At 63.7% G+C, this 23,151-nt stretch carries 21 protein-coding genes; 11 read left to right on the forward strand and 10 right to left on the reverse strand.

The window, feature by feature from the left end:
• The first annotated feature begins 212 nt into the window (after positions 1-212).
• The 3 genes from upp to Q8O35_RS00730 all read left to right on the forward strand — a co-directional run bounded on the left by upp (position 213) and on the right by Q8O35_RS00730 (position 3,134).
• Positions 213-839 (forward strand): uracil phosphoribosyltransferase, encoded by a 627-nt coding sequence (upp, locus tag Q8O35_RS00720; RefSeq protein ID WP_305569224.1) that lies wholly within the window; start codon positions 213-215, stop codon positions 837-839.
• A 167-nt stretch (positions 840-1,006) separates the two neighbouring features.
• Positions 1,007-2,296: a uracil permease gene (uraA, locus tag Q8O35_RS00725; protein WP_305569226.1), complete on the forward strand. Its 1,290-nt coding sequence runs from the start codon at positions 1,007-1,009 to the stop codon at positions 2,294-2,296.
• Between the two features lie 430 nt (positions 2,297-2,726).
• Positions 2,727-3,134: an SH3 domain-containing protein gene (locus tag Q8O35_RS00730; protein ID WP_305569228.1), complete on the forward strand. Its 408-nt coding sequence runs from the start codon at positions 2,727-2,729 to the stop codon at positions 3,132-3,134.
• 257 nt (positions 3,135-3,391) lie between these two features.
• On the opposite strand, the gene Q8O35_RS14800 is transcribed toward Q8O35_RS00730, so the two are convergent.
• From Q8O35_RS14800 to Q8O35_RS00770, 9 genes are all read right to left on the reverse strand, one after another.
• Positions 3,392-3,508: a DUF4113 domain-containing protein gene (locus Q8O35_RS14800; RefSeq protein WP_371133068.1), complete on the reverse strand. Its 117-nt coding sequence runs from the start codon at positions 3,506-3,508 to the stop codon at positions 3,392-3,394.
• 109 nt (positions 3,509-3,617) lie between these two features.
• Positions 3,618-3,884 carry an NHLP leader peptide family RiPP precursor gene (locus Q8O35_RS00735; protein WP_305569230.1) on the reverse strand — a complete coding sequence of 89 codons (267 nt, stop codon included), beginning with the start codon at positions 3,882-3,884 and terminating at the stop codon, positions 3,618-3,620.
• 470 nt (positions 3,885-4,354) lie between these two features.
• Positions 4,355-5,635 (reverse strand): Y-family DNA polymerase, encoded by a 1,281-nt coding sequence (locus tag Q8O35_RS00740; protein WP_305569232.1) that lies wholly within the window; start codon positions 5,633-5,635, stop codon positions 4,355-4,357.
• Between the two features lie 3 nt (positions 5,636-5,638).
• Entirely contained in the window at positions 5,639-6,085 is a 447-nt protein-coding gene (locus Q8O35_RS00745; RefSeq protein ID WP_305569234.1) for a LexA family transcriptional regulator, read from the reverse strand.
• A gap of 168 nt (positions 6,086-6,253) precedes the next feature.
• Positions 6,254-6,979, reverse strand: a complete 726-nt coding sequence (locus Q8O35_RS00750) for an ABC transporter ATP-binding protein (RefSeq protein WP_305569236.1) — start codon at positions 6,977-6,979, stop codon at positions 6,254-6,256.
• Between the two features lie 3 nt (positions 6,980-6,982).
• Complete coding sequence (locus Q8O35_RS00755; RefSeq protein ID WP_371133069.1) at positions 6,983-8,194, reverse strand: branched-chain amino acid ABC transporter permease; 1,212 nt, start codon at positions 8,192-8,194, stop codon at positions 6,983-6,985.
• Entirely contained in the window at positions 8,175-9,077 is a 903-nt protein-coding gene (locus Q8O35_RS00760) for a branched-chain amino acid ABC transporter permease (protein WP_305569237.1), read from the reverse strand. The genes Q8O35_RS00755 and Q8O35_RS00760 overlap by 20 nt, the downstream gene beginning before the upstream one ends.
• Before the next feature lie 76 nt (positions 9,078-9,153).
• The gene (locus Q8O35_RS00765; protein ID WP_305569239.1) at positions 9,154-10,323 is read right to left on the reverse strand and encodes a branched-chain amino acid ABC transporter substrate-binding protein; all 1,170 of its coding nucleotides are present in this window, start codon (positions 10,321-10,323) and stop codon (positions 9,154-9,156) included.
• Between the two features lie 15 nt (positions 10,324-10,338).
• On the reverse strand, positions 10,339-11,103 hold the full coding sequence (locus tag Q8O35_RS00770; RefSeq protein ID WP_305569241.1) for an ABC transporter ATP-binding protein: 765 nt from the start codon (positions 11,101-11,103) through the stop codon (positions 10,339-10,341).
• A gap of 244 nt (positions 11,104-11,347) precedes the next feature.
• Between Q8O35_RS00770 and Q8O35_RS00775 the strand changes: the two genes are divergently transcribed.
• The 4 genes from Q8O35_RS00775 to Q8O35_RS00790 all read left to right on the forward strand — a co-directional run bounded on the left by Q8O35_RS00775 (position 11,348) and on the right by Q8O35_RS00790 (position 17,202).
• A complete protein-coding gene (locus Q8O35_RS00775) occupies positions 11,348-13,003 on the forward strand; it encodes a hypothetical protein (RefSeq protein WP_305569243.1) in 1,656 nt (551 codons plus the stop codon).
• Positions 12,960-13,256, forward strand: coding sequence for a hypothetical protein (locus Q8O35_RS00780; RefSeq protein ID WP_305569245.1), 297 nt, complete (start codon positions 12,960-12,962; stop codon positions 13,254-13,256). The genes Q8O35_RS00775 and Q8O35_RS00780 overlap by 44 nt, the downstream gene beginning before the upstream one ends.
• Positions 13,257-13,302: 46 nt before the next feature.
• Positions 13,303-15,225: an aconitate hydratase gene (locus tag Q8O35_RS00785; protein WP_305569247.1), complete on the forward strand. Its 1,923-nt coding sequence runs from the start codon at positions 13,303-13,305 to the stop codon at positions 15,223-15,225.
• A 66-nt stretch (positions 15,226-15,291) separates the two neighbouring features.
• Positions 15,292-17,202 (forward strand): SurA N-terminal domain-containing protein, encoded by a 1,911-nt coding sequence (locus tag Q8O35_RS00790; RefSeq protein ID WP_305569249.1) that lies wholly within the window; start codon positions 15,292-15,294, stop codon positions 17,200-17,202.
• Between the two features lie 351 nt (positions 17,203-17,553).
• On the opposite strand, the gene Q8O35_RS00795 is transcribed toward Q8O35_RS00790, so the two are convergent.
• A complete protein-coding gene (locus Q8O35_RS00795) occupies positions 17,554-18,372 on the reverse strand; it encodes a sulfite exporter TauE/SafE family protein (RefSeq protein ID WP_305569251.1) in 819 nt (272 codons plus the stop codon).
• A gap of 185 nt (positions 18,373-18,557) precedes the next feature.
• Between Q8O35_RS00795 and asnB the strand changes: the two genes are divergently transcribed.
• The 4 genes from asnB to Q8O35_RS00815 form a co-directional block, all read left to right on the forward strand.
• Positions 18,558-20,582 (forward strand): asparagine synthase (glutamine-hydrolyzing), encoded by a 2,025-nt coding sequence (gene asnB / locus Q8O35_RS00800; protein ID WP_305569253.1) that lies wholly within the window; start codon positions 18,558-18,560, stop codon positions 20,580-20,582.
• 9 nt (positions 20,583-20,591) lie between these two features.
• Positions 20,592-21,800 carry a glycosyltransferase family 4 protein gene (locus Q8O35_RS00805; protein WP_305569255.1) on the forward strand — a complete coding sequence of 403 codons (1,209 nt, stop codon included), beginning with the start codon at positions 20,592-20,594 and terminating at the stop codon, positions 21,798-21,800.
• Positions 21,797-22,405: a sugar transferase gene (locus Q8O35_RS00810; protein WP_305569257.1), complete on the forward strand. Its 609-nt coding sequence runs from the start codon at positions 21,797-21,799 to the stop codon at positions 22,403-22,405. Before Q8O35_RS00805 ends, Q8O35_RS00810 begins: the two co-directional genes overlap by 4 nt.
• 79 nt (positions 22,406-22,484) lie before the next feature.
• Positions 22,485-23,151, forward strand: a 667-nt coding sequence (locus tag Q8O35_RS00815; protein ID WP_305569259.1) for a DegT/DnrJ/EryC1/StrS aminotransferase family protein, incomplete at its 3' end; no start/stop codon positions are given.

Raw genomic sequence — 23,151 nt, forward strand, 5'->3', positions numbered from 1 at the left:
CTTCCAAACAAGTCGGCGGGCCGTCGGCACACACAGCGCAGAGGCCAGTCCCTCCTTGACACAGAATCCATGCGCGAGATTTTCTTCTTGCATTTTTCGACGCTTCGGGCCAGAGCCAGCGGCGCTTCGGTTTATTCCCTTGACCTCACTGCCCCGCCTTTTTAGAAGAGCGGGATTTGTTCCGTTCACTGCCCAACCCAAAGGAGATCTCCATGGCCGTCCACGTCGCCCAGCACCCCCTGGTCAAGCACAAGCTCGGCCTCCTGCGCAAGCACGACATCACCACCAGCCTGTTCCGCGACGTGACCAAGGAGCTTGCCCGGCTTCTTACCTACGAGGCCACCAAAGATCTTGAAACCGAGAAGAAGACCATCAAGGGCTGGGCCGGAGAAGTTGAGATCGAGCGCATCAAGGGCAAGAAGATCACCGTTGTGCCCATCCTGCGCGCGGGGCTCGGCATGATGGACGGCGTGCTGGACATGGTGCCCGGCGCAAAGGTCAGCGTGGTTGGCTTCTACCGCGACGAGAAGACACTGAAGCCTGTGAAATATTACGTCAAGCTCGCCTCGGACATCAAGGCGCGCATGGCCATCATCCTCGATCCGATGCTGGCCACCGGCGGCACCTTAGAAGCCACCATCGAGCTCTTGAAAAATGCGGGCTGCACCCAGATCCGCGGCCTGTTCCTGGTTGCCGCGCCCGAGGGCATCAAGCGCATCACCGACAAGCACCCGGATGTGGACATCTACTGTGCCGGCCTGGACGACCGCCTGAACGAGAAGGGATACATCCTGCCTGGCCTGGGCGATGCAGGCGACAAAATCTTCGGCACCAAATAGCACGGACGGGGGCGGCGACGCCCCCTTTTTTTCGTCTCCACGCCATTGCGCCAGCCAGGGCACGCGGCGCACGGGGACACGCCGCGCCCTGTCACGGGGCAGGCGCGGAAGCATGGTCGACGGAACCTGCATGCGAGGTTCGAGAACCAACAGAAGGGAGAGTTCAGATGATGAGAAAGACCATTCAGGTTGAGGAGAAGGTGCCGTTCCTGCAAGGCATCCCACTCAGCTTCCAGCACCTTTTCGCCATGTTCGGGGCCAGCGTGCTGGTGCCCACCCTGTTCAAGATAGACCCGGCCATCGTCCTCTTGATGAACGGCATCGGCACCCTGATCTACCTCTTCCTCTGCAAGGGCAAGGCTCCGGCCTTCCTGGGCTCCAGCTTCGCCTTCCTCTCGCCCGTGTTCGTGGTCCTTGGCGCGGACAAGGCCTTCTGGGGCGCAAACTACTCCTACGCCCTGGGCGGCTTCATCGCCGCAGGCCTGGTGTTCATCGCCGTAGCGCTCATCATCTGGCGCTTCGGCTCGGAGTGGATCAGCGTGGTGCTGCCCCCGGCCACCATGGGCCCCATCGTGGCGCTCATCGGCCTTGAACTGGCCAGCGTGGCCACCGGCATGGCGGGCATCATGCCCGACCCCAAGACCGGCGCCTTCGACACCAACGCTATCATCGTCTCGGTGGTGACGCTCTTGACCGTGGCCTTCGGGTCCGTGGTGTTGCGTGGCTTTATGGCCATCATCCCGGTGCTCCTCGGCATCATCGTGGGTTACGGCACCGCCATCGGCCTCGGCATGGTGACTTACAGCGGCGTTGCGGCGGCCCCGCTCCTGGCCATGCCCACCATCTACACGCCGATCTTCGACATCAACGCCATCATCATCATCCTGCCCGCCGCCCTCGTGGTCATCAGTGAGCACATCGGACACCTGGTGGTAACCGGCAACATCGTCGAGCGCGACCTGACCAAGGATCCCGGCCTGCACCGCTCCCTCTTGGGCGACGGCTTGTCCACCGTGCTCTCCGGCTTCTGCGGCTCCGTGCCCACCACCACCTACGGCGAAAACATAGGAGTCATGGCCATCACCCGCGTATACTCCGTGTGGGTCATCGGCGGAGCAGCGGTCATCTCCATCGCGCTCGCCTTCGTGGGCAAGCTCTCGGCCTTCATCCAGTCCATCCCCGCCCCGGTCATGGGCGGCGTGTGCATCCTGCTCTTCGGCGTCATCGCCGCCTCGGGCATCCGCATGCTGGTGGAGGCCAAGGTGGACTACTCCAAGCCCGTGAACCTGTCCCTTACCGCCATCGTGCTCATCGTGGGCATCAGCGGCGCCGCAGTTAAAATCGGCAACGTGCAGCTCAAGGGCATGGCCCTGGCCACAGTGGTCGGCATGGCCCTGTCCCTTGTGTTCAGAATGCTGCAACGCGCTGGGCTGACCAACGAGCAGACGGATCTGTAGGGGGAAGGAACATCTTTTTTCCGGGGGGAATGATTCCCCCCCCTCCGGGCAAGTGAACGGGCCGGTTCCGAGCAGACGCTCGGAACCGGCCCTTTCACTTGCGGCGGAAGCATGATGCCGTGTCCGCTGAACCTTCACTCGCGGCAAGCTCCTTTCGGCATATTAATTTATAACACACGCGTCGAGCACAAGAGAGCTTGGGACTTTTGGACAAGGGCAGTGCCCTGGCACAGGACGCTGCCTAAGCAGTCTCAGGAAACCATCGCTCCCCTCTTCAACATAGTGGATCGACGCTGGGGCTAACGAAATCCAAGGATCTCAACCCGCCCAGTGGGCGATAATCCGCGCAAAACCAGGCAAGTCTGTAGTTGCGAAGGGACCAGCCTCATGGCAAATTATGCTCACTTTAATTGCGAACCACACAGTTCGTATGATCTTCAGGAACAATCATCCATCAACCCACACCGACAATGGTAAACGCATGAAATATCTTGTTGTAAAAGCTCATAAGAATGAGTTTCCCAACCCTATCAACTTCAAAAAAGGAGCATTGCTCACCATCGGAGAAAAATACGAAGGCTCCGAAGACTGGGCGGATTGGTATTTTTGCACCACCCCCGGCCAGGAAGGCGGATGGGTTCCTGAGCAGCTTTTTGAACGCCTTGATGGCGCGACGGGACTGGCCGTAGAAGACTATACCGCCTTTGAACTTGATGTGGACGCGGGGGAAATGCTGACAGGCGTGAAAACGCTCAACGGATGGGTTTGGTGTCGGCATCTCTCCGGCAACGGCGAGGGATGGCTGCCGTTGGAGAACCTGCAAAGCATCAAAGAATAAAGCATGACCTGCGGGACACGCTCCACGGCTCAGCGGCATATGACTGGCCGAAAGGACATGTCATATGACCCAAAATGCTTGTTCTCGAATATCCCAGCACGCTAAAAAGGCAGAAGATCCTCGGTTCCGGCTGGGAGCTGGCTGCACCGGTCAGGCATGCGTTTGATCTGCCCGCCCAAAAAATCGGTTCAGCCGCTCCCGACTTCAATCCGCAGCACTTGCCTATGGACAGAGGGCAACGCCCGTCCTTCTCCTGCCTACCCTTTGACTTGCCCGATGCGTGGCAGCTCGTCCCAGACTGTGGTGTAGCGCGGGGAGCGCCGGTGCTGGCGCAAGCGCCAGGGCCTAAGCCGAAGAAGCTGTCTATGATCCAAGTCGAGGCAAGGCTTCCGGCCAAGTCAATCCCGACAGTCTTCAGTTGCCGGGGACAGGGCTGCGTAGAATCGAAGCAAGCATGCCTCTAGGCCCCGCCCGCACAAATACCTAAAGAAAATTTCCGCCCCCCGCCGCCAGACGCTCTTCTCCCTCGCTTACGCCCCCGACGTCTGTCGGCATGAGCGGCAGCACGAGCCACGCCTGTGTTTCTGTGGCTTCCAGGCACTTGAATGCCACGCCTTCCGGCACGTCCACACCCTCAGCTTTCAGCACAGCTGCCGCATCAGCAAGCAAACGCTGCTTGTAGTCTTCGTCCGCCCAGGCCTTGGCAACAATCTTCGCCCACACTTTCTGCTGCTCGTTGAATCCTTGCATTGTATGCTCCATTAAGAGGACTTTCGTTGTTATGTTAGACGAATCAAACGATTTACAGGATAATTCTTACTATCAAGAACACGTCTTGCTGTAAAACGAAAATTGTCTGTAGGCCGAACAAATGCTTATGTTGGTGCTCTTCGCGTGATCGGCAACCTACCCTTGAAAACTTGCTTTTGGTAGCTCATTTCGTTTTCTTGCGAGGCATGAAATATAATGATGTTTATCCATCAATCCCTCTGAACTGAGAATCGAGATCCCCCGCGCATGCAATCTCCGTTGTTCTTTATGCTACCTTGCAAGAAGCAGAAGTGGCTGGCGAACAGCCACATGCCGGTTGATGACGTGATCCATTGGATTGACAGGTGTGAGTGACCTGCCGGCTTTCTTCGGCCCACTCCACTCTTGAGGTTGTCCCCACAAGGGGATGCGGTTGCAGTCTCCCAAAGAATGCCCCCACTCTCTCTTGCCTACCCTTTCACTTGCCCGATGCGTGGCAGTTCGTCCCAACTTGTTGTGTAGCGCGGGGAGCGCCGGTGCTGACGCATGTGCCAAGGCCTGTCTGGAGCAGACGAGATGGCCAGCCGCAGCGCGCCCCGGCCATGGCGGCGGTTCACGGCGTCGACAACGGCCATGAGCGCGCGCTGGCGCTGGCGCTCCTCCGGCGGCAGGTCGAGCAGCGACCGCTGCCGGGCCGAGGCTGGCGTAAGCCCAAGGAGCAGCACCCCAGCCTTCTGATAGGCGAAGCCTTGGCGGAAGGCCTCATCCAGGCCGCGCAGGGTGGCGGCCACGATATCAGGTGTAAAGTTCGTTGGCCCCGGCAAGGTCACTGTGGCTTGGCCCTGGTGTTGGGGCAGTTCCTCGCGATGGCGCGGCGTGAGGGTGAAGACCTGCACGGCCTGGGCCTCCAGGCCAGCATCGCGCAGCTTCTCCGCCGCGCGCACGGCAAAGGCGCACACGGCCTCGCGCAGGTGCTCCTTGTCCTCCACCAGCTGACCGAAAGAGCGCGAGCAGAGCACGGAGCGGCGCGGGGCCGGGGCGCTGGACACTGGCAGGCACGAAATGCCCTTGAGCTCCATCTGGGTCTGCAGGCCCACCACGGTCATCTCCTTGCGCACCCAATCCGCAGGCAGACGAGAGAAATCAAGGGCCGTGCGCACCCCGCGGGATAGCAGACGCTTGGCGTGCCGCGGGCCGATGCCCCACACGTCGCCCACCTCGGCGGCGGCGAGGATGGCCTCCGGGTCCGGGCAGCCTGCGAGGTCGAACACGCCGCCCAGGGCGGGGTCCTTCTTGGCGCAACGGGACGCCAGCTTTGCCAAGGTCTTGGTGCGCGCCAAGCCGATGGACACCGGAATGCCGGTGTATTGCCCCACGCGCGCGCGGATCTTCCGGCACAGGCCAGGCGCATCGGCAACGCCGGAGAGGTCCAGAAAGGCTTCGTCGATGGAATAGACTTCTACGCGGGGGGCCAGATCCTCCAGCACAGTCATGACGCGGGCCGAGAGATCTCCATAGAGGGCATAATTGCTTGAGAACACGGCCACGCCCTGCTTGCGGAACACGTGCTCCCACTGGAAGGCGGGCGCGCCCATGGGAATGCCGAGCGCCTTGGCCTCGTTGGAGCGCGCAATGACGCAGCCGTCGTTGTTCGACAGCACCACAACGGGCTTCCCCTTAAGACCGGGCCGGAACAGCCGTTCACAGGAGGCGTAGAAGTTGTTGCAGTCCACCAGGGCGTAAAGCGGCACGGGCTAAACCTTGTGGATGACGTGGGTCACCACGCCCCAGATTTCGAAGTCCTCGCGACTGGTGACGTCGAAGCTGGGATAGTCGGGGTTGGCCGGAGCCAGAAACAGGCGCTCGCCCTTGCGCTCAAGGCGCTTAACCGTAAGTTCCCCCCCGATGGCCGCCATGACCACCTTGCCCGCGCAGGGCTCGATGGCCCGGTCCACGATGAGCAGGTCGCCGTCGTGGATGCCCGCGCCCAGCATGGAGTCGCCCACGGCGCGCACGAAGAACGTGGCCGCCGGATGGCTGATGAGGTGCTCGTTCAGGTCCAGACGCTTGTCGATGAAGTCGTCGGCAGGCGACGGAAAACCCGCCTGCACCCCGGCCAGCCACAGGGGCAGCTTCATTTTCGGCGCGGCGTCGGGGTCAATGGTGCCCAGGATCTCCAGGCCGTTGGTGCGCAGTGTCATGGGGCCACGCTAGGCCAGGCACGAGCGCGGGTCAAGGCTGCGGTGGCGGCCGCGAAAAAGCCCCGGACACTTCTCGCGCCAGGGGCATTTCTTTGAACAAACTGTGGAGAACTCTGTTCGCAAACTGTTCGCAGGCTGTTCCCAACCTGTTCCCAATTTGTTCGTATCCTACTCGCCGAGGTAGGCCGCGCGGATGGCCGGATTGACGAGAAGCGCCTGGGCGTCGTCCTCCATGACCACATTGCCGGTCTCCAGCACGTAGCCCCGGCTGGAGCTTTTGAGGGCCAGGTTGGCGTTCTGCTCCACCAGCACCACCGTAACGCCGTCGACCTCATTGATCTCGCGGATGATGCGGAAGATCTGCTGAACGATGAGCGGCGCAAGGCCCAGGGAGGGCTCGTCCAGCAGCAGCAGCTTCGGGCGGCCCATGAGCGCACGGCCCATGGCCAGCATCTGCTGCTCGCCGCCGGAAAGGGTGCCGCCGTGCTGCTTGCGGCGCTCCAGCAGGATGGGGAACATTTGGAACACGCGATTTTTGTCGTGGTTGATGGCGTCAGTGTCCTTGCGGAAGAACGCGCCCATGTCCAGATTCTCCTCCACCGTCAGGCGGGGGAAGATGCGGCGGCCTTCGGGCACCTGGCACAGGCCGCGGGAAGGCAGCAGGTCAGGGGCCAGGCCGTCGATGCGGTCGCCCGCGTACCAGACCTCGCCGCTGGTGGGCTTTATCACCCCGCTGATGCTCATGAGTGTGGTGCTCTTGCCCGCGCCGTTGGCGCCGATGATGCTTACCACTTCGCCGGGATAGACCTTGAGCGAAATGCCCTTGATGGCCTTGATGCGGCCATAGGCGGAGGTGACGTTCTTGAGTTCAAGGATGGGGGTCTGCTCGGTCATGATCTAGTCTCTCTCCTCGCTGCGGGCGCCCATGCGCTTGGCGGGCCACAGGCCCTTGGGACGGAAGATCATCATGACGGCCATGACCCCGCCGAACACGAACATGCGGTACATTTCGAAGCCGCGGAAAACCTCTGGAAGGGCGATGAGCGCAAGCGAACCCAGTATGACGCCGGGAATGGAGCCCATGCCGCCAAGCACAACCATGGCCAGCACCATGGCCGACTCGATGAAGGTGAAGGACTCAGGGCTGACGAACTTCATGCGCGCGGCGAAGAACGTGCCTGCAATGCCGCCGAAAACCGCGCCCATGGCGTAGGCCAGGAGCTTCAGGCGCAGGGTGTTCACGCCCATGAGCTCGGCTGCCGTCTGGTCCTCGCGCACGGCCTCGAAGGCGCGTCCGATGCGCGAGTAGTTCAGGCGGTACACGGCGACGATGGTGAGCATCGCCAGGCCGAGAATGATATAGTAGAGCTGCTCCAGGCTGTTGAGCCAGATGTGCTCGAAGCTGCCGTCCTTGAACCAGTAGGCGCCCGGGGACTTGATGCCCAGCACGCCGTTGGGGCCGTTGGTCAGGCTCATCCAGTTGTTGATGACGATGCGCACGATTTCGCCGAAGCCTAGCGTCACGATGGCCAGATAGTCGCCGCGCATGCGCAGGGTCGGATAGCCGATGATGCATCCGGCGATGGCCGAAAAACAGGCGGCGATGGGCAGGCAGAGCCAGAAGGACAGTTCGAAGTGCACGGAAAGCAGGGCGTAGGTGTATGCTCCCACGCCAAAAAAGGCGATGTAGCCAAGGTCGAGCAGTCCCGCCAAACCGACGACGACGTTCAGCCCCAGGCCAAGGATGATGTACACAAGGACGCTGATGGCCACGTCGTGGGCATAGCGCTCCGTGAGCATTGGGAACGCCAGCGCGCATGCGGCCACAGCGCACAGGGCAAGCCACCTGGGCACGCGGGCGGCCAAGGCATCCGCAGCCGCAGAGGCGGCCTGGGTCGGCTTTTCCAGGAAACGGAACAAACCGCCCTGCTTCAGTTGATGAAGGCCCAGCAGAATGGCTGCGGCCACGGCCACCTTGAGCCAGATGCTTATGCTTTCGGCAAATTCAAGCCCTTCGGCCTTGATGCCCAAGAGCGGCCAAAGCAGCACGAAAAACCAGGCCATGGCCACGCCATAGCCAAGCCAGAGTTTAGACGCGCGTATCGTCAACGTTCTCTCCCATGATGCCGGTGGGCATGAAATACAACACAGCGATGAGGATGATGAAGGCGAACACGTCTTTGTATTCGCTTGAAATATAGCCGGCGGCGAAGACCTCGATCATGCCGATGAGAAGTCCGCCGATCATGGCGCCGGTGATGTTTCCGATGCCGCCGAGCACCGCAGCCGAGAAGGCCTTGATCCCAGGCACGAAACCCATGTCGTAGCGCACTGAGCCGTAATACAGACCCACCATGATGCCCGCCGCGCAGGCCAGGGCCGCGCCGATGGCGAAGGTGAGGCTGATGATGCGGCTGGAGTTGATGCCCACCAGCGCGCTCATGGTCTTGTCCTGGGCCGTGGCGCGCATGGCCTTGCCGATGCGCGTCTTGAAGACCAGCAGGTTCAGGGCCAGCAGCAGCACGATGGTGACGGACACGATGATGACCTGCATGTAGGACACTACGGCGCCGGCGACCTCGAACCCGCCCTGGACCATTTCGCCGGGGTAGGCGCGGTCGTACACGCCCTGGGTGAGCATGAGCCCGTTCTGCAGAAAGATGGACATGCCGAGCGCGGAGAGCAGCACGGACAGTCTTGAAGAATGGCGCAGGGGCTTGTAGGCGACCTTCTCAACCGCCATGGCCAAAAGGGCGCAGTAGCCCATGGCCAGCAGCAACGCCGCGCCCAGGCAGATCGCCGGGGGGTAGCCCTGGGCGAACAGCCAGCTGATTAGGATGACGCCCATGTAGCCGCCTGCGGCGTAAATCTCGCCGTGGGCGAAATTGATGAGCTGAATGATGCCGTAGACCATGGTGTAGCCCAGGGCCACCAGGGCGTACACCCCGCCGAGTGTGATGCCGTTCACGAGTTGCTGGAGAAGAAATTCCACTTTTGTTTGCGCCTTTTACAAGCGGAGGCCCCGAAGGGCCTCCGCCATGAGTTCACTCGATTGGGATAAGAGGGGTCTACTTCGCGAACAGCTGGCCGTTCTCGGGATTCCAGTAGTTCGTGAACTTGCCGTCCTTGACGACCTGGATCACGTAGTTGGAGCCGGAATCGCCGTTCTCCTTGTACTTGATCTTCTTGGAGGCGCCGTCGAACTCGAGCTTGGCCAGTTCGGCCTTAACCTTGTCGGGGTCGGTGGAGCCAGCGGCCTTCACAGCCTTCAGGTAGGCGACGGTGGAGTCGTAGGAGTATGCGGAATAAGCGCCGGGCTCGCCGAGCTTCTTGTAAGCATCAGCAAACTTCTTGTAGGACGGGGTCTCCTTGTCGGTGTAGCCGAAGGTCAGGAACACGCCCTCGGCGTCCTTCTTGGCCAGTTCCATCAGCTGCGGATGGTACACGGCGTCCTGGGCGAGGATCTTGGTCTTGATGCCCATGCGGGCGATCTGGATGAGCATGGGGGCGGCGGAGGCGGAGTTCTGCAAGCTGACGTAGAAGACGTCCGGCTTGGCGGCCTTCACCTTGGTAAGAACGGCGGAGTAGTCCTTGTCGCCCTGGTTCACGTGCTCGTGGCCCAGCACCTTGAGGCCACCAGCGGCGGCGAGCTTGGCGACGTTGTCGGCCAGGCCCTGGGAGTAGGTGGTCTTGTCGTCGATGATGTAGACGGTCTTGGCCTTCAGATGGTCGGTCATGAACGAAATGGCGGCCTTGCTCTGGTCGTCGTCGCGGCCACAGGTGCGGTACATGAAAGGCATGCCGCGCTCAGTGACCTTTTCGCTGGTGGAGGCCGGGGTGATCATGAAAATCTTGGAGGCGATGAGGGGCTCGGAGGCCGGGATGGTGGCGCTGGAGCAGTATGCGCCAATGACCGCGGTGACCTTCTCGTTGATGAGCTTGTTGGCTGCGGCCACGGCCTGGCGAGGATCGCAGGCGTCGTCTTCAGCCTGGAGCGTCACGGGGCCAAGGGCGCCCATCTCGGGGTTCATGACCTCGATGGCGGCGAGAACGCCGTTTTTGATGTCGTTGCCGTCGGCGGCGTAGGGGCCGGTCAGGGGGCCAAGGCTACCAATCTTGATGCCTGCGGCGGCCTTGGGGGCCTCGCCCTTCTTCTCTTCCTTCTTCTCCCCACCGCAGCCGAAGGCCACGAGCGAAACGAGAAGCAGCATAGACAGCAGATACAACGCGCGTTTCATCTCTTCTTTCCCCCTTTATTGATGTTCATTGCCCAGATACGCCTCGATCACCCTGGGGTCGCGCTGAATCTCTTCAGGCTTGCCCTCGGCGATCATCACACCGTGATCCAGTACGACAATATGGCGGCAAATCCCCATCACCACCTTCATATCGTGCTCCACCATAAGGATATTGATGCCCAGATCGCTGATGCGACCAATGGTGTGCATCAGCTCGCGGCTCTCGGCGGGGTTCAGCCCCGCTGCGGGTTCGTCGAGCAGAATTGTCTTTGGCTCGCTGGCCAGGGCGCGGGCGATCTCCAGCCTGCGCTGAAGTCCGTACGCCATGTTTGATGCGACCTCTCCAGCGAAGCCGCCAAGACCCATGAATTCCAAGGCTTCCATGGACTTCTGGCGTATGTGGGCTTCCTCCCGCTTCTGGGCCGGGGAGCGCAGAATGGCACCAAGCACACCAGCGCGCGTGCGACAGTGTTGGGCCACCATGACGTTTTCCAGCGCCGTCATGTTTTGAAACAGGCGAATGTTCTGAAAGGTGCGCGCCACGCCGAGGGCCAGAATCTTATGCGGGCGCAAAGCCCGCAGCGGGGCGCCATCGTAGCTCACCTGGCCTGCGCTTGTTTGGTATACGCCGGTAATGACGTTAAAAACCGTGGTCTTGCCTGCGCCATTGGGGCCAATCAAGCCGACGATATCCCCGTCCCGTACGCGGAAGGACACATCAGTCAAAGCCTGCAGCCCGCCAAAGCGGACACTGATTTCGGAGAGTTCAAGTGTTGCCATAAGTGGCGCGCACTATACAGACTCAGGGCAATTAAAATCAAGGGCCAAGATTTACAAAATTTGCATGCGCACGGCTTTTTCGAGCCCCAGCAAGGCTTAATGCGCCACAAACAAACATAGGCCGAACATCGTTCGCGCTTTGGAGGGGCCAACCCACGCGTTTTCTTGCCCTCGCCTGCACTTGCCCGTGGCGGGATTTCGGGCTATGAGTCCCTTTTTTACACCACATTGAAAAAGAGAATCCATGACTGACCGCCCAATCATCTTCGACAAAGGCCCGCGTCCCAGGACAACCATCCTCGAGGACTTGCTGGATATTGACGCTCGTCTGCTGGCCCAGGTGGCCCGCAGGATCAAGCTGGTGCAGCGCGCCGCCAAGGGCCGCCAGGTCCTGGACAGGGAGCTGGAGAAGCAGCTCTGGAGCGCCTTCGACCAGATGAGCCGCCAGCAGAACCTGGACCCGCGCATGACGCGCCAGATGTTCGCGCTGCTTGGCAGCTTCGGCCTGGAGGCACAGCCCCAGCGCCGCGCGGCGGACAAACCATTCACCCTCATTCCGCGCTCCGAGGCCGCCGACCTGGACATCACCGGTCCGCGCTCCCGCGCCCACACGCGCCTTCTGGCCGTGCTGGCTGCGGCCACGGGCCAAAGCGTGCGCCTCAGCGGCGTGGTGCTCTCCGACCCGCTCATTGAGCTGGTGAAGGCCCTGAATCAGGCCGGGGCGCATCTCTCCTGGTCTGAAGACGGCCTGGACGGAAGCCCGCTGGAAAAGCCCTCGGACGAGTTTCCCCTGGTCTTTGAGGACATCCTCATCTTCGCAGGAGAGGAGCCCTTTACCCTTTATGTACTGCTGGCCATGGCCCTGCGCGATGCGGGCCGAAGCAAATTCGCCGGCGGCGCAGGCCTCAAGTCCCTGGACCTGCGGCCCCTGGACCTGCTTCTGCCGCAACTGGGCGCGCGCCTTGCGCCCATGAACCCGCGCACCCGGGGCCTGCCTGCGCGCCTTGAGTCCGGCGGACGCATGGCCTCGCGCATCGAGCTTACGCCCGACAGCCCGCCGCTGTTCGCCCAGGCCGTTGCCATCTCCGCCTGGACCTACCCCGAGGGCCTGCGTCTGGCGCTCTCCGCCGATCCGCGCGCGGCTGCCGCACAGGCCGCCGCCCTGGATGACGCGGTGAGCGTGCTGAACCTTTGCGAAATCAAAGCCAAGCGCAAGGGCAACGAATACATCATCCCTGCTGGCAAGCCCAAGCTGCCCAAGGCGCCGGCGCTGCCCCTGGACCCGGCCCTCTCGGCCTATGTGCTGGCGCTGCCCGCCATGGCCGGCGGCTTCGCCAGGCTCTCGGGCGAGCTGACCCTGCCCGCCCAGGTGCTTGCGGACTTCAAGGCCCTGGGCCTTGCTCCGGCCTTTGACGGCGGCGCGGCCATCTGCCGCCACGCCCCCCTGAACGCCGGGCAAACCCTCGGCATGAGCCGTGACGCCAAGTACCTGCCCCTGGCGCTGGCCCTGGCCCTGCGCGCTGGCGGCGCAACAGTGGCCCTGCCCGGCGACCCGGCGTCCCGCGTGTGGTCCATGGACATTCTTGACCGCCTGGGAGCGAGCTTCGACTCCTCCGACGAGCCCGGCGACGACACCCTGGTCGTCACCAGCGGACCGCAGATGGCCTGGGAAGGCGTGTGGACCTCGCCTGACGCCTGGGCCACCATGGGTCTGGCGCTCATCTCCTTCATCCGTCCGGGCATAGCCCTGGACAACCCCGGCGGCCTGGCCGCCCTGTGGCCCAGATTCTGGGCCCTGTTCAACTCGTTGCCCATTGCGCGCGATCCCGCCCCGGCGCCCAAGGAGCCAGAAAAGCATGACACCAAGCCCAAAAACCGCAGAGTCCGAGTCTCCGGCTGAGGCCATTATCCGCTGCGAGGCGGAGATGGCCGGTTTTACAGCGGAGCGCGACGCCTGCGTGAAGCGCTGCCGCGAACTCCTGGCTGCGGAAGATCCCGCAGCCGGGGTGTTTCATGCTGCGGAGATCTTCCGCCTCCAGCGCGACAAGCTGCGCCTGGAGGTTGAGATGGAGTTCCGGCGCAAGAGAATCAACCGAATCCGTCTGGGCTACGACGAGAATGCCGGACCAGACACCGGCGGCCTCGCGTTCTAGCCCCGTTTCAAGAAATCCCCCCTGGAAGCAAAGGAGCATCCTGAAGATGGCCAAAGCACGGAACCTCACCCAGAAGATCATCGCCCAGCATCTTGTGACCGGCAAAATGAATCCGGGCAACGAGATCGGCCTGCGCATCGACCAGACTCTGACGCAGGACGCCACAGGCACCATGGCCTACCTCCAGTTCGAGGCCATCGGCATCCCGCGCGTGCGCACAGAACTCTCCGTGAGCTACGTGGACCACAACACGCTCCAGACCGGCTTCCGCAACCCCGATGACCACCGCTACCTGCGCACCATCGCTGGAAAGTACGGCATCGTGTTCTCGCCCGCAGGCACCGGCATCTGCCACCAGCTGCACCTGGAGAACTTCGCCAAGCCCGGCAAGACCCTCATCGGCTCAGACTCCCACACGCCGACCGCTGGCGGCGTGGGCTCCCTGGCCATCGGCGCGGGCGGCTTGTCCGTGGCGCTGGCCATGGCGGGCGAGGCTTACATGCTGCCCATGCCCAAGGTGGTCCGCGTGAACCTCACCGGAGCGCTCACCGGCTGGGCCAGCGCCAAAGACGTGATCCTGCACCTGCTGGGCCTGCTCACCGTCAAGGGCGGCGTTGGCAAGGTCATGGAGTTCACCGGTCCGGGCGTGGCCACCCTCACCGTGCCCGAGCGCGCCACCATCACCAACATGGGCGCGGAGCTGGGCGCCACCGCCAGCATCTTCCCCAGCGACGGCCAGACCAAAAAGTTCCTGTCGCGCATGGGACGCCCAGAAGACTTCGTGGCCATGGCAGCCGACCCCAAAGCCGCCTACGACGAAGAAGTGGAGATCGACCTGAGCTCCCTGGAGCCCCTGGCCGCCGCCCCGCACATGCCCGACCGCATGGTGCGCATCAAGGACCTGGACGGAATGCAGGTGGACCAGGCCGCCATCGGCTCCTGCACCAACTCCTCTTACACCGACCTCAAGGCCACCGCCGAGATCCTCAAAGGCAAGCGCATCAATCCGGCCACGGACCTCTTGATCGCCCCAGGCTCCAAGCAGGTGCTCAAGCTTCTCACCGCCGAGGGATTGCTGGATCCGCTGCTGGACGCCGGGGCGCGCATTCTTGAATGCGCCTGCGGCCCCTGCATCGGCATCGGCGGATCGCCAGTCTCCAAGGGCGTGTGCGCCCGCACCTTCAACCGCAATTTCGAGGGCCGCAGCGGCACCCAGGACGCCCAGGTGTACTTGGTGAGCCCGCAGACCGCGGCCCAGGCCGCCCTGAACGGCAAGTTCACCGACCCCGCCACCTGGGGCACGCCGCCCAAGAAGGCCGAGCTGCCCAAGCGCGTGCCCTCCATCCGGCAGATCTTCGTGTTCCCTCCGACCGACGGCGCGGACGTCGAAATCCTGCGCGGCCCCAACATCGTGGCCCTGGAGCGCTTCACCGGGTTTAACGGCAAGATTGAAGGAGCCATCGCCCTCAAGGTGGGCGACAACATCACCACCGACCACATCATGCCTGCGGGCGCGGCCATCATGGCGCTGCGCTCCAACATCCCGGCCATCAGCGAGCACGTGTTCACCAAGGTGGACCCTGAGTTCGTGAGCCGCATCCGCGCCCTTGGCGGCGGATTCATCCTGGGCGGAGAGAACTACGGCCAGGGCTCCAGCCGCGAGCACGCGGCCCTTGCTCCGCGACACCTGGGCGTGCGCGCCGTCATCGTCAAGTCCCTGGCGCGCATCCACCGCGCCAACCTCGTGAACTTCGGCATCCTGCCGCTTTTGCTTGTGAACAAGGACGACTACGAAACCTTGGCCCAGGGCGCCAGGCTCACCATCCCCGCCAGCGACATCAAGCCGGGCAAACCCATCGACCTTCTCGTGGAGGGCGGTGCCAAGATTGCCGTGACAAATGATTTGACGGCCAAGGAACTGGAGATTATCCAATCGGGCGGACTTCTCAACACCGTTCGCCTTTCCTAAGCCTGAAGGTTGCGGAAAAATCCGCGTCAGACGCAAGCAAACAGTCCGCAAAGCATCGGAGACATAATGCTCGAAAGGTTACGCCAAAACGCCGGCAGCTTGGGAATCAAGATCGCCTTTGGCATCATCATCCTGGTTTTCATCTTTTCCTTTGGCACGGGCAGCTTCACGGACCGCAAGGAGCCCGTGGTCGCCTATGTCGGGGATGAAGCCATCTCCGCACGGGAGTTCCAGAAGGCCTACGAAGACGCCGTGACTGGTATGCGCCGCCAGAATCCCAGTGCCAGCGCCGAGGATTTGAACACCCCGCAATTCAAGCAGGCCGTCCTGTCGCAACTGGTGAACACCAAGCTGCTTCTTGGAGCAGCCCGCAAAATGGGCGTGACAGTTTCGCCAGCCGAACTGCGCGCCGTCATCAGCAGCATCCCGGCCTTCCAGGGAGCCACGGGCGCCTTTGACCCGGCCATCTACAAGAACGCCCTGGCCCAGACCCACTCCACCCCCAAGCGCTTCGAGGAAGACCTCAAGAGCAGCCAGTTGATCCAGAAGCTGCAAGGTTTTTCAGCCGTGGCCTCCATGGTCACCGAGCCTGAAGCCAAGGGTCTGTTCCAGTGGGCGCGCGAAACCGTGCGCATCGACACCATGACTTTCCCGGTGAAGACCTTCGCCGACCAGGTGAAGCCCACCGAAGCCCAGCTTCAGGCCTACTACGATGCAGCCAAGGACCGTTTCAAGGAGCCAGCTCGCATCCGGCTGGAATACCTGCCCATCACCGTGGCCGATCTCGCCGCTGCGCAGAAGATCAGCGACGAGGACGTGAAGAAACAGTACGAAGCCGGCGCCGAGGCCTTCAAACACCCGGCACAAATGCGCGCCCGGCACATTCTGATTCTTGTGCCCGCCAACGCTCCGCAGGAAGCCGCCGAGAAATCCCTGGCGCAGATCAAGGCCATTCAGACCCAACTCAAGAAGGGCGCAAGCTTCGAGGCCCTGGCCAAGAACAATTCCCAGGATCCCGGCAGCGCCGCCAAGGGCGGAGAGCTGCCCTGGTTCAGCGAGGGCGCCATGGACAAGCCCTTTGAGGACGCAGCCAAGGCCCTCAAGCCCGGCCAGATCAGCGACCCCGTGCGCACCCAGTTCGGCTGGCACCTCATCAAGCTGGAGGCCACCCGCCCCGCCGGGAAGGTGCCCTTCGAAGAGGCTGCGGGCGAGATCAAGAAGCGCATGGCCGAAGAGCGCGCCAGCGAAAAAATCAACGAAATCCTGGACCAGAGCATGGACCAGATCGCCGCCGGAGTGAAGCTGGCCAAGATAGCCCAAGGCCTTGGCCTCTCCACCCAGAAGAGCGAAATGCTCGATATGCAGGCCCTGCAGTCCATCTTTGGCCTCAAGAAGGAAGCCGCCGAGACCCTGTTCGCCCTGGCCAACGGCGCCGGAGCCAAGACCCCGCTCTCCATGGACCCTGCCCGCGGCTACCTGCTGGCTGAAAAGATCGAAGGCGCTCCCGAAGCGTTGCTGCCCCTCGACAAGGTCAAGGACAAGGTCGTGGCCGAAGTGAAGCGCGAGGAAGGCCGCAAGCAGGCCCTGGAAAAGGCCAAGGAAGTGCTGGCCCAGCTCGGCAACGCCGAAACCCAGGCCAAGGCCTTGGCACAGTACAAGGCCGAGTTCAAGACCAGCGCGCCTCTTGATCGCCAAACCGCCATCAGTCAGGTTGGCGGCAACCCGCAGATGTTGCAGGATATATTCTCCGCGCCCGACAAGGCATGGCTGAAGCAGCCCTACGAACTGCCTGAGGCCGTGGTTCTTGCCCGCATCAACGAGCGCATCGCCGCGCCCGAGGCAGACTGGGATAAGGAGAAGCGCCTGTGGATAGGACAGGGCGCTGCCGCCTTCCGCCAGGAGGTCTTCGAGGCTCTGCTTAAAAACCTGCGCGCCACCACCAAGGTGGAGATCGTCCGCCAGGACCTGCTCAACTAGCGCCGACGCGCATCCATACAATGCGAAAGGGGGCGGCCAAGGCTGTCCCCTTTTTTATGGCTCGGAGAGCAAAGCAATCAGGGGGCGCTGCCCCCTGCAACCCCCGCCAGAGGGCATGCGCCCTCTGGACTCCCCATGACGCGAAGGGCTCCTTCCGGCAAAGACGCCGGAAGGAGCCCTTCGCTTTGGGCGGGCCAGGGAGGCTGGCGTGGCAGCCTTTGCGGAAGAGCTTGCCCCACCTTCAAAGGCACGCGAAAGGGCCGCATCGAATGTTGTTCGGCACGGCCCTCGGGCTTGTGGTGGGAGGAATGATATCCCCCGACGAAATGCAGGGGCGACGCCCCCGAAGAGTTATGTAAAGTACGGCGCGATCAACGGCCAGAGCATCTTTGTGCCCATGATGAGCAGCAGAAAGGCGAAGATCTTCTTGAGTTTGCCAACAGGCAGGCTGTGCGCGAGCTTTGCGCCCAAAGGAGCCGTTATGACGCTGGTGACGGCCACGCCAAGAAGCGCGGGCAGGTAGATGAAGCCGAGGTAGCCTGCGTCCAGGCCGGGCAGGGGTGCGGAAAGCCCGTTGATGACGTATCCGGCTGTTCCGGCAATGGCGATGGGAAATCCGATGGCCGCGCTGGTGCCGATGCAGGTGTGCAGCGCCACGTTGCACCAGGTCATGAACGGCACGGAAAGTGTCCCGCCGCCAATGCCCACCAGGCTCGACACGCCACCGATGAGACTTCCCGCAGCGAACATGCCCCCGGTTCCCGGCACCTGGCGCGATGCCTTGGGCTTGATGTTCAGAAGCATCTGGGCCGCAACGTAGTAGAGGAACACCACGAAGAAACCGGATAGGAATTGAGTGGACAGGTGCGCCGCGACCTTGGAGCCCAGAAAGGTTCCGATGAGAATGCCCGGCGTGATGGCTTTGACGATGGGCCAGACCACAGCGCCGCGCTGGTGGTGGGCGCGCAGGGAAGAGATGCTCGTGAACATGATGCTGGCCAGCGAGGTGCCGAGGGCTAAGTGCTGGATGTAATTACCAGGCAGATCGATGACGTGGAACACGAAATTGAGCATGGGCACTATGACGAGCCCTCCGCCCACGCCGAGCAGTCCGGCCAGGACTCCGGCAAAGGCTCCGGTGCCGATGTACAAAAGCCAAGCAGTGACCATCAGTGGTGGACCTCCGGGGTTGGCCCGCGCCCTTCAGACCCGGCTTCCGGGTGCAGCGCCGAAGGAAGGCGAGCGAAAATTTTGGTGCCCCTGTCTACGTCCGAGACCCCCGATTGTAAAGCGCCCCAAGGCTCTGCAAGTCATTGGCATTGCCAGCCTCCGCGCTACCTGCTAACAAGTGTGGCATGTGCGGCATTGCGGGTATTTTCGATTCCACTGGGGCGCTGCCCCCACAGGAGCTGGCGGCCATCGCCGGACGCATGGCCCACGTTCAGGACCATCGCGGCCCGGACGGCCATGGGGTCTGGGCTGATTCAAACGGCGGCATAGCCCTGGGGCACCGCCGTCTGGCCGTGCTGGAGCTGTCCGAAGCCGGCCACCAGCCCATGGTCAGCCATTGCGGCCGCTACGCCCTGAGCTTCAACGGGGAAATTTACAACCACGCGGACCTGCGCACCCAGATCGAGGCGGCGCGGTCCTATTCCGGCCGCCCGGCGATCGCCTGGCGCGGCCACAGCGACACCGAGGTTTTGCTGGAGGCCCTGGCCCTGTGGGGACCGGAGGAAGCCCTAGGGCGCTCCACGGGCATGTTCGCCCTGGCCCTGTGGGACCGTCGCGACAAGACCCTGACCCTGGGCCGCGACCGCTTGGGCGAGAAACCCCTGACCTACGCCTGCTCCCGCGGGCGCCTCCTCTTTGCCTCAGAACTGCCGGGGCTCACCGCAGCGCCGGACTTCTGCCCCGGCGTGGACCGCAACGTCCTTGCCCTTTACCTGCGCCTTTCCTGCGTGCCCGCGCCCCACTCCATCCTCGCCGGGGTGCGCAAGCTGCCGGCAGGGCACCTGCTGACCATAAGCGCAGCAGACATCGCCTCCAGCGCCCTGCCCGCGCCCAAGCCCTTCTGGTCCCTCAAGTCCACGGCTGAAGCCGGGCTGGCCATGCCCTTCGGCGGCACGGACGCCGAGGCCTTGGAGCGGCTGTTGTCCCTGCTGCGCAAGAGCGTGCGCCACCAAATGCTGGCCGATGTGCCCGTCGGCGCGCTCCTTTCCGGCGGCATAGACTCCTCACTCATCACCGCGCTCATGGCCGAGGCTTCGACAAGCCTGGGTGCAGAGGCTGTGCGCACCTTCACCATCGGCTATGCGGACGGCGACGGGGCGGCTTACGACGAATCCGTGCAGGCCGAGGCCGTGGCGCATCACCTGGGCGCGCGGCACAGCACGCTGGTCTTCCGCCCCCAGGACGCTCTCGGTCTGGCCACGCGGCTGGCGCAGGTGTCCGGCGAACCCTTTGCCGACGCATCGCTGCTGCCCACCCGGCTGGTGGCAGGCCTTACGCGCTCGCAGGTCACAGTGTGCCTGACGGGCGACGGCGGGGACGAAGTTTTTGCCGGGTACAACCGCCATGTGCAGGGCGCAGCCCTGTGGGCGCAAATGGCCGGAGTGTCGCCTGGCCTGCGCGGCGCCGCCGCCGGCGCGCTGCAAAGCCTTTCCCCGCGGGCCTGGGACCGCCTGTTCGCGGTGGTGAATCCGCTGCTGCCCAAAAATGCGCGCCAGCGCCTACCGGGTGAGAAGCTGCACAAGCTGGCCCAGGCCCTGCCCGTGCGGGTCGCCACAGCCTTTTATTCGGCCCTGGTCTCCGCCTGGACCGATCCAGGCTTGCTGGTGCCGGGAGCCTCCGAGCCAACCTGGGTGCTGCGTCATCCAGGCGCCTGGCCCGCGCCATCTTTGTGCGCCGAGGGCAGCACGGCCTGGATGCAGTTCCTGGACACGGCCTGGTACCTGCCCGAAGACATCATGACCAAGGTGGACCGGGCAAGCATGAGCGTTGGGCTGGAATCGCGCGCGCCCTACCTGGACCACCGCGTGGTGGAGTTTGCTTGGAGCCTGCCTTCGAATATGCGCGTGCGCGGCGGCCAGGGCAAGTGGGCCCTGCGCGAGCTGCTCGCCCGATACGTGCCGCGCGCCCTCTGGGAACGGCCCAAGATGGGCTTCGGCGTACCGCTGGACGCCTGGCTGCGCGGCCCCCTGAAAGGCTGGGCCGAGGCTCTGCTGGACCCGGAGCGCCTGGCCTGCGAGGGCTACTTCGAACCAGCCCCGGTGGCCAAGGCCTGGGCCGAGCACCAGTCCGGACGTTTCAACCGGCAGTACGGCCTGTGGCCCGTGCTCATGTTCCAATCCTGGCTGGAAAGCGCCGGAATTTCGGGATAGGGGATTCCCATGCGCATCGTTGTCATCGCCGGTCACGCCCCTTCCCTGGTGAACTTCCGTGGTCCGCTGCTCTCCGCCCTGGTGGCCCGTGGCCACAGCGTCACCGCGCTGGCCCCGCCGGAGCCCGGCGGCGCGCCGACCGAGGCCGCCCTGCGCGCCCTCGGCGTCGAACTGCTGCGCTACCCGCTGGATCGCGGCGGGCTGAACCCCTTGCGTGATCTGAACACCCTCAGATCCCTGCGCAACCTGTTTCTGACCCTCAAGCCGGACCTGGTGCTGCCCTACACCATCAAGCCCGTGATCTACGCCAACCTTGCCGCCCGCTGGGCCAAGACGCCCCTTGCTGCCTCGCTCATCACCGGCCTGGGCTACGGCTTCGGCGGTCTGCCCGATGGCGCAGACGCCCTGCAAGGCCACCCGCAAACAATTTCGCGCCGGTGCCTCACGGAGCTGGTGGTGCGCCTGTACTCCAAGGCCCTTGAGACCAACCGCGCCGTCATCTTCCAGAACCCGGACGACCGCGACCTGTTCAAGCGCCTGGACATCCTCTCCCCGGCCACCCGCGTGGCCGTGGTAGGCGGCAGCGGCGTTGACCTTGACCATTTCGCTCCCGCCCCGCCGGTGCTCGCCCACCCGGACACCGGCGCGCCGGTGTTCACCTGCGTGGCCCGGCTCTTGTGGGCCAAAGGTGTCGGCGTATTCGTGGAGGCCTGCCGCATGCTCAAACGACGCCACCCGCATGTGGTGTGCAGGCTCGTAGGCCCAACGGACAACGTGCCTGATGCGGTGCCCGCCGACATGCTGCGCCGCTGGCGCGAGGACCGCGTGGTTGAGATCCTCGACGCCGTGGACGACGTGCGGCCCATCCTGGCCGCCACAAGCGTCTTCGTGCTGCCCAGCTACCGGGAGGGCGCGCCGCGCTCCAGCCTGGAGGCCATGAGCATGGCCCGGCCCGTCGTCACAACCGATGTTCCCGGCTGCCGCCAGACCGTTGAGGACGGCGTCACCGGCTTTCTGGTGCCGCCCTTCGAACCCGGCGCCCTCATGCGCGCCATGGAGCGCTACGTGCTGGAGCCGGAGCTCATAGCCCAGCAGGGCATGGCCTCGCGTCGGCTGGCCGAGGAACGCTTCGATGTGCGGCGCGTGGTGGCCGACATGCTCGCCATCCTGCCCCTGCCCGAGAATTCCACCGCAGGCCGCGCCGGGGAACTCCGGTGACGACAAAACGGCTGCTGGACCTGGCCCTCGTGCTGCCGGGCCTGGCGCTCCTTGCTCCTGTCATGCTTCTCATCGCCCTGTGCGTGCGCCTGGCCCTGGGCCCTGGCGTGCTGTTCCGCCAAAAGCGCCCCGGCCTTAACGGCAAGCCCTTCACAATCCTGAAGTTCCGCACCATGCTAAACGGCGCGGGCACGGACGCCGAGCGCCTGACGCCCTTTGGCCGCTTCCTGCGCAGCACCTCCCTCGACGAATTGCCCGAGCTACTCAACGTGCTTATGGGTGACATGAGCCTGGTTGGCCCGCGGCCCTTGCTCATGCAGTACCTGCCGCGCTACACGCCGGAGCAGGCGCGCCGACACGAGGCCCTGCCCGGCCTCACCGGCTGGGCGCAGGTCAATGGCCGCAACGCCATCACCTGGGAGGAGCGCTTCAAGCTCGACGTGTGGTATGTGGACAACCAGAGCTTGCGGCTTGACCTGCGCATCCTGGCGCTCACCATCGGGGCTGTACTAAGCCGCCGGGGCATCAGCAGCGAGGGCCAGGCCACCATGGGCGAATTTCTCGGCTCCGGCCCGGAGCACGAAAGCGCGCGCCCCGGCGATTGAACATCCGGCCTGCTTCTGGTACCCCGGAAGCCGGTTACGAGACGAGCCACACGGCCCAAGACACCAACAAGGAAACACAATGTCCGAGCGTCCCCCTGTCCGCACCAAGGAGAATTTCCTCGTCTTCGGCTCCCCGGCCCTGGAGCAGGCGGAGATCGACGAGGTGGTGGCCTGCCTGAAGAGCCGCTGGATCGGCACCGGGCCGCGCACGGCCCGATTCGAACGCGACTTCGCCGCCTATAAGGGCGTGCCCGCTGCCGTGGCCCTGCACTCCTGCACTGCGGCCCTGCACCTGGCCATGGTCGCGCTCAACCTCAAGCCCGGCGACGAAGTCATCACCACGCCCCTGACCTTCTGCGCCACTGTGAACGCCATCCTGCACGCGGGCGGCACCCCGGTTCTGGCCGACATCGATCCGGTCACCCTGAACATCGACCCCGAAAAGGTGCGCGAGAAGATAACGCCCCGCACCCGCGCCATCCTGCCCGTGCACTTCGCAGGGCGCCCCTGCGACATGGACGCCCTGCTCGCCATCGCGGCTGAGCACAAGCTCGCCGTCATCGAGGACTGCGCCCACGCCATCGAGACCCTGTACCACGGGCGCCACGCGGGAACCATTGGCGACTTCGGCTGCTTCAGCTTCTACGTCACCAAGAACATCATCACCGGCGAAGGCGGCATGGTCACAGCCAAGAGCCAGGAAGACCTGGCGCGCATCAAAGTGCTTGGCCTGCACGGCATGAGCG

This window comes from Humidesulfovibrio sp. (assembly GCF_030689645.1).
Taxonomy (GTDB): domain Bacteria; phylum Desulfobacterota; class Desulfovibrionia; order Desulfovibrionales; family Desulfovibrionaceae; genus Humidesulfovibrio.